10 protein-coding genes are annotated in these 12,281 nt (G+C 69.5%); 2 read left to right on the plus strand and 8 right to left on the minus strand.

The window, feature by feature from the left end:
- Positions 1-96: 96 nt before the first annotated feature.
- Genes rbsD through E3T55_RS15600 form a run of 6 tightly spaced genes read right to left on the minus strand, consistent with a single transcriptional unit; the run spans position 97 to position 6,112 of the window.
- Positions 97-480, minus strand: a complete 384-nt coding sequence (gene rbsD, locus E3T55_RS15575) for a D-ribose pyranase (protein WP_134520474.1) — start codon at positions 478-480, stop codon at positions 97-99.
- Complete coding sequence (locus E3T55_RS15580) at positions 477-1,487, minus strand: ribokinase (protein ID WP_134520475.1); 1,011 nt, start codon at positions 1,485-1,487, stop codon at positions 477-479. Before E3T55_RS15580 ends, rbsD begins: the two co-directional genes overlap by 4 nt.
- Positions 1,484-2,428, minus strand: a complete 945-nt coding sequence (locus tag E3T55_RS15585; RefSeq protein ID WP_134520476.1) for a substrate-binding domain-containing protein — start codon at positions 2,426-2,428, stop codon at positions 1,484-1,486. Before E3T55_RS15585 ends, E3T55_RS15580 begins: the two co-directional genes overlap by 4 nt.
- A 51-nt stretch (positions 2,429-2,479) precedes the next feature.
- Positions 2,480-3,490 (minus strand): ABC transporter permease, encoded by a 1,011-nt coding sequence (locus tag E3T55_RS15590; protein WP_134520477.1) that lies wholly within the window; start codon positions 3,488-3,490, stop codon positions 2,480-2,482.
- Positions 3,487-5,076: a sugar ABC transporter ATP-binding protein gene (locus E3T55_RS15595; protein ID WP_134520478.1), complete on the minus strand. Its 1,590-nt coding sequence runs from the start codon at positions 5,074-5,076 to the stop codon at positions 3,487-3,489. The genes E3T55_RS15590 and E3T55_RS15595 overlap by 4 nt, the downstream gene beginning before the upstream one ends.
- 1 nt (position 5,077) lies before the next feature.
- Positions 5,078-6,112 (minus strand): LacI family DNA-binding transcriptional regulator, encoded by a 1,035-nt coding sequence (locus tag E3T55_RS15600; RefSeq protein WP_198418581.1) that lies wholly within the window; start codon positions 6,110-6,112, stop codon positions 5,078-5,080.
- Positions 6,113-6,373: 261 nt separating this feature from the next.
- Here E3T55_RS15600 and E3T55_RS15605 point away from each other — a divergent pair, with 261 nt between their 5' ends.
- Entirely contained in the window at positions 6,374-7,336 is a 963-nt protein-coding gene (locus tag E3T55_RS15605; protein ID WP_134520479.1) for an FAD binding domain-containing protein, read from the plus strand.
- Positions 7,333-10,422 carry a molybdopterin-dependent oxidoreductase gene (locus tag E3T55_RS15610; protein ID WP_134520480.1) on the plus strand — a complete coding sequence of 1,030 codons (3,090 nt, stop codon included), beginning with the start codon at positions 7,333-7,335 and terminating at the stop codon, positions 10,420-10,422. The genes E3T55_RS15605 and E3T55_RS15610 overlap by 4 nt, the downstream gene beginning before the upstream one ends.
- 88 nt (positions 10,423-10,510) lie before the next feature.
- On the opposite strand, the gene E3T55_RS15615 is transcribed toward E3T55_RS15610, so the two are convergent.
- Together E3T55_RS15615 and E3T55_RS15620 are read right to left on the minus strand one after the other, a co-directional pair.
- Positions 10,511-11,434, minus strand: coding sequence for an ABC transporter permease (locus E3T55_RS15615; protein WP_134520481.1), 924 nt, complete (start codon positions 11,432-11,434; stop codon positions 10,511-10,513).
- A partial coding sequence (locus E3T55_RS15620) for an ABC transporter permease (protein WP_338145133.1) occupies positions 11,431-12,281 on the minus strand: 851 nt, incomplete at its 5' end. The genes E3T55_RS15620 and E3T55_RS15615, both read right to left, overlap by 4 nt.

Here is a 12,281-nt window from a genome sequence, read left to right on the forward strand (position 1 = left end):
GCTGCGCCGCTACGCGGGATGCGCGCCACCCGCGTAGGGGCGCACGACCCGCGCAGCTCAACCACGTCTGATTCCAGCCAGAGCGCGGGTGCTGGTTCAGAAGCCGACGCCGCAGACGAGCGCCGCGTTGGCGTACGGCGTGGCCTCACCGGTGCGGATGAAGAGCGCCGCCGACTCGCTGAGCGTCTTGAGCGCGGTGTGGTCGATGTAGTCGAGGTGCTCGAAGCGCGTCGTGAGCCACGGATGCGCCAAGGTCCCCTGTACCTCGACCGCGACAACGGCGCGGTCGATGGCGAGTTCCTCGAGCAGGGCGTCCAACACCTGTTCGAACCGCGGTACGCCGTGCACGAGCGCGAGATCGATGACGGGAACCCCGCGTGGAATCGGCAGGCCGCAATCGGCCACGATCACGAGGTCGGTGTGCCCGAGGCGGCTGAGGGCGGCATTCAGATCCGCGTTCAGGATTCCGCGCCGTCTCACGCGTTCACCGCCGGCAAGGCATCGGCCGTCGTCGGATAGGAGGGCTGGGTGCCGCGACCCTGCACCGCGAACGCCCCGACCCGCACCGCGAATTGCACCGCTTCGAGCAGGGCGGATCCGCCCGCGAGTCGAGCGCTCAGCGCACCGACAAATGCATCGCCGGCGCCGGAGGAATCCACCGCCGTGACGACCGGAGCGGGAACGCTGCAGGTTCCCGAGGCGTCGGCGCAGATCGCACCGGCGGCCCCTCGGGTGAGCACGACCGACCGCAGTCCCAGGGCGCGCAGGCGGGCCACCGCGATCTCGTCGGCATCGGGTGCCGGGTCGGCCACCGCGGGCTGATCGGCGTTCGCGGCGGCATCCGCTGCCTCGCTGCCCGTCGGGGCGATGCCCGTTCGCTGCAGCTGCAGCAGAACGAGCGCGGCCTCGTGCTCATTGACCACCAGGGGGTCGGCGCGCAGAATCACCGCGGCCGCCAGATCGATCACGGGTGCGAGGTTGAACACGACCCGTCCGGTCGCCAGACGCACCGCGGCCTCGATCCCCGATGCCGGGATCTCTCCCTGCAGCACAACAACCGCCGCTGCGGAGATGACATCGGCCGAGTCAGCGACCACGGAGTCAGTCATGGCGGCGTTGGCCCCCGGAATCACGATGATGGAGTTTTCTCCATCGTCGGCCACGGTCACGATCGCGAGACCGGTCGGCCCGGACACCGCGTGCACCGCGCTGAGGTCAACCCCGGCCCGGGTGAGGTATTCGGTCGCTATGGCGGCCTGTGGGTCGCCGCCGACCCGACCGATCAGACGCACTGTGGCGCCCAGCTGGGCGGCCGCGACCGCCTGGTTGGCGCCCTTGCCGCCGGGCAGCAGGGTGAGGCCATGGCCGATGAGCGTTTCTCCGGGCAGCGGATGCCGCCCCACGGTCACCACCTGGTCGACGTTGACAGACCCGACGACGACGACCTCGCCCGCCGTGGACCCGTTGTTCGTGCGCGCTGTGGTCATTCGGTGAACGCGGCGATGTTGTCGAGGGTGACGGCGACGACCTCGACCGGAACAACGGCATCGATTTCTTCGTCGTTCATGATCTTGACGGCGAGTTCGACGGCGAGCTGGCCGAGCAGCGCCGGCTGCTGCGCGATGGTCGCAACGAGGGTGCCCGCTTCAATCGCGGCAAGGCCGTCAGAGGTACCGTCGAATCCGACGACCTTGACCTCGGCGCCGGCGCGGTCCCCCAAGGCCTGGATGGCCCCGAGGGCCATTTCGTCGTTCTCGGCGAAGATGCCGGTCACACCGGGATTCGCCTGCAGCAGGTTGCTCGTCACGTCGAGCGCCGCGGCCCGGTCGAAGTTCGCCGTCTGCTTGGCGACGACCTCGATGTTGGGGTACGCGGCGATGCCGGTCGCGAAGCCCTCGCCACGTTCGCGGCTCGCGGAGGTACCGGAGACTCCCTGCAGCACGATGATGCTGCCCTGCTCGCCCATGGCCGCGGCGAGGGCGTCGGCCGCCTGGGTGCCGCCGGCCACGTTGTCGCTCGAGACGAGGGAGGCGAGGTCGGCGCCATTCACCGTGCGGTCGACGCCGATCACCGGGATGTCTGCCGTGTTGAGGTCGGCGACGGAGGAACTCACGGCATCCGAATCGACCGGGTTCACGATGACGACGCCGGTGCTGCCGACGGATGCGTTGGCGAGCTGGTTCGCCTGTGTCGCCGAGTCGTTCTGAGCGTCCACGATGTTCAGCTCGACGCCGGCAGCATCCGCCGCCGCCTGTGCACCATCACGCAGCTCAACGAAGAACGGGTTGTTCAAGGTGGACACCGCGAGAACCACTTCGGAGCCGGCGGCGGCGCCGTCGCTCGATCGGTTGCAGCCGGCCGTGCCGGTCACGATGAGTGCGGCGGTCGTGGTGAGCACGGCAATCCGGCGAAAAGAGGAGAACTTCATTGTCTGTGTCCTAGCTGTTTCTGAAATGGTGGAGGAGAAGAAGAAGGGACGCTATTTGGAGCGCGATTTGCGGCGCAGCACGTCGATGCCCACGGCGAGGGCGATGACCAGGCCGATCACGACCTGCTGCCAGAATGCGGTGACGTTGAGCAGGTTGAGGCCGTTGCGAATGACCACGAGGATCAGCGCTCCGACGATGGTGCCGGAGATGCGGCCGACCCCACCAGCCAGTGACGCGCCACCGATGACCACGGCCGCAATGGCGTCGAGCTCATAGCCGGCCGCGGCCTGTGGCTGAGCGGAATCGAGGCGGCCGGCCAGCAGCAGACCGGCGACGGCGGCGAACAGCCCGGCGAGGGCGAAAACCGTGACGATGATGCGGTTGACCGGAAGCCCCGACAGCCGGGCCGCTTCCGCGTTGCCGCCCACGGCGTACATGGACCGGCCGATGACCGTGCGGTTGAGGATGAACGAGGCGATGAGGGCGGTGACGACGAGCACGATGATCGGAACCGGCACCGGGCCGACGCTGCCGCCCAGGAAGGAGACCTGCGGGGCGGTGGCGATGGGTCGACCGTCGGAGATCACGAGGGTCAGTCCGCGTGCGACGCTCAGCATCGCGAGGGTGGCGATGAAAGATGGCAGCTTGCCGTAGGCGCTGGCCAGGCCGTTGATCACACCGGCGAGGAGGCCGGCGATGAGGCCGGCGGCGAGGGCAGCGCCGCCGGGAAGGCCGGCGCTCACGAAGAACCAGCCCGAGACCATCGCGGAGAGTGCCGCGACCGATCCGACGGAGAGATCGATGCCGCCGGCGATGATGACAAACGTCACGCCGAACGCCATCACGGCCACGGTGGAGGCCTGGATGCCGATGTTGAGCAGGTTCTGCCCGGTGAGAAAGTCGGGGGTGGCGATCACCAGGGCGATGCAGAGCACCACCAGGCCGACCAGGGCACCGTTGTTGGAGAGGAAACGCTTGACATCGAAGCGGCGGGGCTGCGAGTCACGGTGCACGTCGCGGTGCACGTCGCTGTGCAGCACCTCGGGGGTCTTCGTGGTCATGCGGGGATGTCCTTGTCTTGAAGGTTGCTGTCGGTAATGGTGGTGTCGCCGACCGAACGGGCGGCGAGGGTCATGACGGTGTCCTGGGTGGCCTCGGCCGCTGAGAGTTCCCCGGCCAGACGGCCGTCGCGCATGACGAAAATTCGATCGCTCATGCCCAGTACCTCGGGCAGCTCGCTCGAGACCATGACGACGGCGCCGCCGGCGGCGGTGATTGAGTTCATGAGTTCGTAGATTTCGACCTTTGCGCCCACGTCCACGCCGCGGGTCGGTTCGTCGAGCAGCAGCACGGTTGATTCGGCGATGATCCAGCGCCCGAAGACGGCCTTCTGCTGGTTGCCGCCCGACAGCGACCGGATCGGCTGGTCGATGCTGTGCATGCGAATCCGCAGTCGTTCCGCGACGGTCTGGGCCTTGCTGCGCTGCCCGGCGAAGTCGGCGAGACCGAAACGCCCCGAGGAGGCGAGCGTCGCGTAGCCCAGATTGTCGTTGACGGATGCGTCAAGCACCAGCCCCTGCCCCTTGCGGTCTTCCGGCACATGGCCGACACCGGCCGCGATGGCGGCCTTGATGCTGTGCTTGGGCAGGCTGCGGCCGCGGATGCTGATGGTTCCGGATTCGTAGGAATCCACCCCGGCGATGGCGCGGATGAGCTCGGTGCGGCCGGCACCGACGAGACCGGCGATGCCGACGATTTCGCCGGCCTTCACCGTGAAACTGACGTCGGCGAAGCGGCCGTGTGCGGTGAGGCCCTGCACGGCGAGCACGTCCTCGGGAAGGGGGTTCTCGGCATCGGCCGGGCTGGCGTCGGCCTGAACGGCCGTGCTGTGCAGGCCGGATCGGCGCGGGAACTGGTCATCGATGCTGCGGCCCACCATCAGCTTGACGAGTTCGTCTTCGGAGGTCGAGGCCGGAACCTCCGCGACGCACGCGCCGTCGCGCAGCACACTCACGGAGTCGCCGATCTCGGCGATCTCGTCGAGGTGGTGGCTGATGAAGAGCATGCCGACTCCCCGGCCACGGAGGTCCTCGACGATGCGAAAGAGGCTCTCGGTCTCGTGCCGGGTCAGGGCGGCGGTGGGTTCGTCGAGGATCAGGATACGGGCGTCAATGCTCAGCGCCTTGGCGATTTCCACGAGCTGCTGCCGGGCGATTCCGAGCTCACCGACGGGCGTGTTCACATCGACGTCGAGGCCGATCAGGTCGAGGGCGGCGCGCGCCTGCGATCGGAGGGCCGTGCGGTCAACCATGCCCCAGCGGGTCGGGATGCGCCCCATCATCACGTTTTCCGCGATGCTGAGCGTCGGCACGAGGTTGAGCTCCTGATGAATCGTGGCGATACCGTGCGCCTCGGCCGCCCGTGTCGTGGGAAGAACGACGGTACGGCCGCCGACCTCGATGTGTCCCGCATCCGGTTGGTAGACCCCGGCCATCATCTTGATGAGGGTGGATTTACCGGCACCGTTTTCACCGAGCAAGACCTGTACCTTGCCCGGGTAGACGTTGACGGTCACGTCGGAGATGACCGTGACCGGGCCGAAGACCTTACTCACGTTGCGGAGGGTGATGAGCGGTTGCACGGTCATGTCAGTTCTTCCTTGAGCTGGGCGGCAGGGTGGCGTGGGCGGCGCCGGCGGAGGACGCGCGAATGATGAGCTCGCTCGGCAACACGACCGACTGCGGGTGCTGGCCGTCGATGACCTGCAGCAGCAGCTGCACCGCGATGCGTCCCATGTCCTCGACACTGTGCGTGATCACGCTGAGCGCGGGGGTGAGCAGGGAAAACCACTCGATGTCATCGAAGGCGACGAGGGCGATGTCCTCGCCGATGCGCAGGTCGAGGCGCTGCAGCATGGCGACCGCGCCGACCGCCATGAGACTGTCGGCGGCGATGATGGCGGTGGGGGCATCCGTCAGGCTGAGCAGGGCGTGCACGGCCGCGGATCCGCTTGCGGCCTGAAAATCGCCGACGTAGATGAGGGCGGGGTCGGCGCTGAGTCCGGTCGCCGCGATGGCGCGGGTAAAGGCCGAGTACCGTTCGCGCCCGGTGGAAATGCTCTGGGGGCCGGCGATGTAGCCGATGCGAGTGTGGCCGCGTTCGGCGAGGTGGGCGACGGCCTGGCGGATGCCGGTGTCGCTGTTGGTGGTCACGCTGGGCAGGTCGATGTCCGCGATGACGCGGTCCACGAAGATCGTGGGGATGCGACGTTTGATGAGGGCACGGATGCTCGCGCTGTCTCCGCCCTGCGGCGCGACGATGATGCCGTCGACGCGGCGCGAAATGAGCGAATTCAGGTAGCGGTCCTGCTGATCGGTGCGCTCGTTGGCGTTACCGAGCAGGGTCACGTAGCCGGCCGCGAGGGCTGACTGTTCCACGGTGTGGGCAAGGTCGGCGAAGAACGGGTTGCGCACGTCGGAGACGAGCAGTCCGATGCTGTCGGTGCGGGTTGAGCGCAGGGAGCGGGCCTGCGCGTTGGGCTGGAATTCGAGTTGCTTCACGGCCGCGGCCACGCGCTCGCGGGCCTGCGGCGAGGTCGCGGGGTTGCCGGACAGCACCCGGGAGGCCGTTGCCGGCGATACTCCCGCGAGTGCGGCCACATCCTTGATCGTGACGGTGCTCACGTCTATCACTCCGTTGTGTTGTCATGGAATCGATTCCATGGAATCGATTCCATGAGCGTATGACAGCGACGAGCTGCTGTCAAAACGCGCCACGGCGAGTCGGCGGTCCGGCACCGAAGCCCCCGCGGCCCGGGGCTGCTCCCGGGCAGCAGTAGTCTGGAGCAGAGCTGGGGCATCCGTCTGAAACCGCCCCCGCCAGGACGCACCCCGCATCGTTCGACAACGCCGTCAGCCCGTCGCCCCACCCCGTCGGAGGACAGCATGGACCTCAACACCGTCACCCAGATCACCGCCGCCCGGCACCGCGATGACCTGCGGCTGCTCGGCCCGGGCGTCGTGCCGCTGGCGGGGGGAAGCGAGCTGTTCGCCGATCCACGCGTGGAACTCACCGGGCTCGTCGATCTCACGACCCTGGGCTGGCCGGCGCTCACGGTCACGGATGACGGCGGGCTCGAGATCGCGGCGACCTGCACCCTCGCCGAACTTGCCGCGTTCGCCCCGCTTGTGCCCGCCAGCCCCGCCAGCCCCGCGAGAGCGGGTGAGTCGTCGGTTAGCGACGCTCAGAGCGACGATTCACCCGCTCTCGCGGGAATCGGCGCGGCGGGAATCGGCGGGAGCGCTGCGGCCGGGTGGGCGGCGCATCCGCTGCTGTATCAGTGCTGCACGGCCCTGTTCGGCTCGTTCAAGATCTGGAACGTCGCCACGGTCGGCGGCAACCTCGCCACCGCGCTGCCCGCCGGCCCAATGATCACCCTCGCCGTCGCACTCGATGCCGAGCTGCTCATCTGGCGCGGCGGCGGCACGGGCGGCGGTACCGATGAACGCGTGCCCGCCGTCACGTTCGTCACCGGCAACATGACCACGATTCTCGCACCGACGGATGTTCTGCGCTCGATCCACGTGTCGGCCAACGCCCTCGCCTCCCGCACCGCGTTCCGCAAGATCGCGCTCTCGCCGATCGGGCGTTCCGGCGCCGTGCTCGCCGGCCGCCTCGCCCCCGGCGGCGGCTTCACGCTGACCGTGACCGGCGGAACCCTGCGCCCGGTGCTGCTGGCCTACAGCGAGCTGCCGCCAGCGACCACGCTCGCCGCCGACATCGCCGCAATCGATTGCTGGTTCACGGATGCCCACGGTGCCGCCGATTGGCGGCGCGCGGTGAGCGGGGTGCTCGGCGAGGAGATCCGCCTCGAACTCAGCGGCGACCAGACGGGTGCACGCGCATGAAACTTCAGATCAACGGCGAATCGGTCGAGGCTCCGGCTGCCCAGGGCCAGTGCCTGCGCACCTTTTTGCGTGAGCAGCACCACTTCGAGGTGAAAAAGGGCTGCGACACCGGCGACTGCGGCGCCTGCTCGGTGCTGCTCGACGGCATTCCGGTGCACTCCTGCATCTACCCGGCCTTTCGGGCGGAGGGAGCCTTCGTCACGACCGCCGCGGGACTCGGCGGCACGAACCTCGGCGGCACGAACCTCAGCGGCACGAACGCCGGAGACGAGCCGACCCTGCACCCCGTGCAGCAGCGCTTCGTCGACGCCGCCGGGTTCCAGTGCGGGTTCTGCACCCCCGGCATGGTGGTCACCGCATCGACTCTGAGCGACGAAGACCTCGAAGATCTGCCGCGCCTGCTCAAGGGCAACCTGTGCCGCTGCACCGGTTACCGGGCGATCGACGATGCTATCCGCGGCCAGCACACTCCCGCCGGGGGGCCCTGCCACGAACCCAGTGGCGAGCCCCGTCTCGACCTCGGCCACGGTCACGGTCACGGCACGGCCGGCATGTCCACGAGCGTCGGGATCGAGGCCGCAGGCAGCACGGCCGGCGGCACCGGGGCATCCGTGGCCGTCGAAGCTGTGCCCATCGAATCCGTGCCCGTCGAAGCTGTGCCCATCGAATCCGTGCCCATCGAATCTGTGGCCGTGCAGGCCGCGACGCTCGGCCCGGTGCGCCGCACCGGCCGGGCTCCGCGCCTCGAGGGCGGACTCGTCGGGACCTCCCTCGGCGCACTCGCCGGCCGCCGCGTGGTCACCGGGCAGGAACCCTTCACCCTCGACGTGGCCATGACCGGCCTGCTGCACCTGAGCATGCTCGCGAGCCCGCACGCGCACGCCCGCATCCGTTCACTTGATGCCACCGCCGCCCGCGCCCTGCCGGGCGTGCACGCCGTGCTCACCCACGCGGACTCCCCCGCCACCCGTTTCAGCACGGCCCGGCACGAGAGCCGCTTCGACGACCCCGACGACACCCTCGTCTTCGACCGGGTGCTGCGCTTTCGCGGGCAGCGCGTCGCGGCCGTCGTGGCGGACTCGGTCGCGATCGCCGAGGCCGCCTGCCGCCTCATCACCGTCGACTACGAGCTGCTGCCGGCCGTCTTCGACCCGGTCGCCGCGCTCGCTCCCGGCGCGCCCCTCGTGCACGGGCAGGCGGATGCCGCGACCAGCCGCATCCAGGACCCCGCGCGCAACCTCGTGGCCGCACTGCACGGCGAGTTCGGCGACGTGGCGGCCGGCCTGGCCGAGGCGCACACGATTGTCAGTGGCAGCTGGCAGACTCAGCGCATCGCGCACACCCAGCTCGAGACCCACGCAACGATCGGTTGGTTGGAGGACAACCGACTGGTGCTGCGCACGAGTACCCAGGTGCCGTTTCTGGTGCAGCGCGAGATCTGCCGCATCTTCGACCTGCCGGCCGATGACGTGCGGGTCTTCACCGCACGGGTCGGCGGAGGCTTCGGCGGCAAGCAGGAACTGCTCACCGAAGACCTCGTGACCCTCGCCGTGCTCACCACCCAGCGCCCGGTGCAGTACGAATTCACCCGCGCCGACGAGTTCACGCGGGCGACCGTGCGGCATCCGATTCGGGTGCAGGTGACCCTGGGGGCGACGAGTGAGGGGCGTCTGACCGCCCTGAAGCTGGGCGTGCTGAGCGACACCGGCGCCTACGGCAACCACGGGCCCGGCGTGATGTTTCACGGCACCTCCGAATCGATGGCGCTCTACAACGTGCCCAACAAGCGGGTCGACGCGGACTGCGTCTATACGAACAACCCGCCGTCGGGCGCGTTTCGCGGCTACGGGCTCGGCCAGATGATCTACGCGATCGAGTGTGCTCTCGACGAGCTCGCCGTGCGGCTCGGCATCAGCCCGTTCGAGTTGCGTCGCCTCAACTCGGTGAAACCCGGCGACCCGCTCGTCGTGACCGCGGCCGAAGGGCCAGACATCGGCTTCTCGGGCAGTTACGGCCTCGACCAGTGCCTCGATCTGGTCGAGGCGGCCCTCGCCCGCGGCAACGGGCATGCCGCCCCATTCGGCCCCGAGTGGCGGGTCGGCACCGGCATGGCGTCGTCGATGATCGCGACGACTCCCCCGCGCGGGCATCACTCGCAGGCCAGTGTGACCCTCGAGGCCGATGGCCGCTACACCGTGCGGATCGGCACCACGGAGTTCGGCAACGGCACCATCACCGTGCACGCGCAGATCGCTGCGACGGCGCTGCAGACCACGGCCGATCGGGTGACGATTCGACACTCCGACACCGATGACGCCGGCTACGACACCGGGGCATTCGGCTCGGCCGGCGTCGTCGTGGCCGGCAAGGCCGTGCTCGGTGCCGCGACCCGACTCGCGGAGCTGCTGCGCGAGGCGGCGGCCGCAGAGACCGGGCTGCGAGCCGAGGACTTCACACTCGAGGCCGACGGCCTGCGCTGCGGACCGGTCGTCGTGCCGCTGCCGGTGCTCGCGGCAGCAGCGGCGGCAGCGGTTAGCGACCCGGCAGCAGCAGGCGACGCGGCCGAGGCCTCGCTGCCCAGCCCGGCCGGGGCATCCGTCGCCGGTGTGCTGCGCGGCATCGCCGACGAAGACGGGGCCCGGCGTTCCCTCGCCTTCAACGTGCATGCCTTCCGCGTCGCCGTGAACACCGCCACCGGCGAGGTGCAGATTCTGCAGTCCATTCAGGCAGCGGATGCCGGCACCCTCATGAACCCCGAACAGGTGCGCGGCCAGGTCGAGGGCGGAGTGGCGCAGGCCATCGGCACCGCCCTGTTCGAGGAGGTCGTGCTCGACGGCGCCGGCACCGTGCTGACCCGGGTGCTGCGCAACTACCACGTGCCCCAGCTCGCGGACCTGCCCGTCACCGAGGTGTATTTCGCGCAAACCCGTGACGACCTCGGCCCCTACGGCGCGAAGTCGATGAGCGAGTCGACCTACAACCCGGTCGCGCCCGCGCTGGCCAACGCGGTGCGCGATGCGGTCGGCATCCGCTTATATGAGCTGCCGATGTCCCGCGACCGCATCTGGCGGGCGCTGCAGGCCTGAGCGGATGGGGGTCGGGCCGCGAACTTTCACAGATGGCCCCATGGGCACCCCGTCAGACGAGCGAGTAGCCCGGACCGGCCTCCGGCGCCTAGGTCGTCGGCTGCTGCATGCCCATGCGGCGCAGCACCAGGGTCTCCACGAGCTGCGCGAGGCCGTAGAGCACGAGCGACACCACCGTGATCGCGACGACCGAGGCCCAGACCTCGAAGTTCTTCACCTGGGCGACCGCCGTCACGATGCCGTTGCCGAGCCCTGTTCCCGTGGAGAGCCACTCTGCGAGCAGCGCCCCCGTGATCGCCCCCGGAATCGAGATCTTCACCGCTGCGAAGAACGAGGGCAGCGAACTCGGCAGGGCCACCTTGCGCAGAGCCGTGAACGCATTGCCCCCATAGACGGCGATCACATCGCTGATCTGCGGCGAGGCCGAGCGCAGCCCGAACGCGATATTCACGAGCGCCGGAAACAGCACCACGATGCTGCCCATCACCACGACCGTCGTCAGCCCCCGCCCGGTGATGAGGCTGATCACCGGGGCCAGCGCCACGAGCGGCACCGACCGCAGCAGCAGCGCGATCGGCATCAGCGCGCTCTCCACGCCCCGCGACAGCGTGAACACCGTCGCGAGCAGCGTCGCGAGCACGAGGCCGGCGGTGAATCCGAGAAACGCGTCGCCGAGGGTCACGACCAGGTTCTCACCGATGACGGCCCGGTTCTCGGCGGCCGCCGGAACGCTGAACAGCCACGACCACACGTCGAGCGGCCCCTTCGCGAGAAACGGCGACACCCCGAGCACGAGCAGCAGCGCCTGCCAGGCGAGCACCACGAGCACGAGGGTGATGAGGCCGGTGAGCATCGCCCGCCCGATGCTCGCCCCGATGCTCGCCCCAAGGCTGGCCCCAATGCCCGGCCCGATGCTGGCTGCGATTCCGCGGGCAGCGGATGTCCCACTCCCGGGCAGAGTCGGCGCGCTCCCCGCGGCTCCCGCGGCAGCCTCCTCCGCGCCGGCGCTCATCGGGCGACCGCCCGACCGCTGGACCAAGGGGTTGCGAAGCGCGAGACCAACGCAAAGAACCCATAGCCGAGCCCGGCGACGACACCCGCGACGACCGCGAGGGCCCAGACCCGGTCGACGTTGGCCGAGGCTCCGGCGACGAGCATGGCGATGCCGAGGCCACGCTCGACCCCACCGAGATACTCGCCAAGAATCGCGCCGAGAAAGGCGGCGGGTGCGGCAACCTGCAGTGCGGTCAGCACGCTCGGCAGGGCAGACACGAGCCGTACCTTGCGCAGTTGGGTGAAGCGGCTGCCGCCGTAGGCCGTCACGAGGTCGAGGCTCGCGGCATCCGCTGCCTTGAGTCCGACGAGAGACCCGACGACCGTCGTGAAGAAGACCGACAGAGCCGCGAGGAACACGGCGGTTCCGGCGGGCTGGCCGCTCGGCGGGGCGCCGATCACGATGTAGGCGATCGGGCCGATCGCCACGATCGGAATGCAATAGGTGATGACGGCGATCTGCAGGGCGACCTTTTCGACGCGCGGCACGACGAGCACCACGGCCGCGAGCAGCAGGGCGAGGCCGGTGCCCCAGAGGAATCCGGTGGCGGCCTCGAGTACGGTGACCGAGACGTGTGGCCAGTAGAACGCCCGGCCGTCGGTGACGAGTTGCACGGCAACGTCACCGGGAGTGGGGATGGCGCCGCCGGGCATCGAGCCGACGCCCTGAAACACGGTCGCGGCGCCGAGCCACCAGAGGGCGATGACCACCGCGACGCCGAGCAGTCCGCTGGCCCAGCCGGGCAGGCGCGCGCTGCCGCTCATGCCCGCGCCGCCCCGGCCGAGGCCGCCCGGGCCGAGGTCGT

Origin of the sequence: Cryobacterium frigoriphilum (assembly GCF_004403305.1) — a bacterium.
Classification (GTDB): Bacteria; Actinomycetota; Actinomycetes; order Actinomycetales; family Microbacteriaceae; genus Cryobacterium; species Cryobacterium frigoriphilum.

Excerpts from the sequence above, each read along its gene's own strand:
- E3T55_RS15580 (WP_134520475.1), bottom strand. The coding sequence starts at position 1,487 with ATGACCACAGCGCGCACGAACAACGGGTCCACGGCGGGCGAGGTCGTC.
- E3T55_RS15585 (WP_134520476.1), bottom strand. The coding sequence starts at position 2,428 with ATGAAGTTCTCCTCTTTTCGCCGGATTGCCGTGCTCACCACGACCGCC.
- E3T55_RS15590 (WP_134520477.1), bottom strand. The coding sequence starts at position 3,490 with ATGACCACGAAGACCCCCGAGGTGCTGCACAGCGACGTGCACCGCGAC.
- E3T55_RS15595 (WP_134520478.1), bottom strand. The coding sequence starts at position 5,076 with ATGACCGTGCAACCGCTCATCACCCTCCGCAACGTGAGTAAGGTCTTC.
- E3T55_RS15605 (WP_134520479.1), top strand. The coding sequence starts at position 6,374 with ATGGACCTCAACACCGTCACCCAGATCACCGCCGCCCGGCACCGCGAT.
- E3T55_RS15610 (WP_134520480.1), top strand. The coding sequence starts at position 7,333 with ATGAAACTTCAGATCAACGGCGAATCGGTCGAGGCTCCGGCTGCCCAG.
- E3T55_RS15615 (WP_134520481.1), bottom strand. The coding sequence starts at position 11,434 with ATGAGCGCCGGCGCGGAGGAGGCTGCCGCGGGAGCCGCGGGGAGCGCG.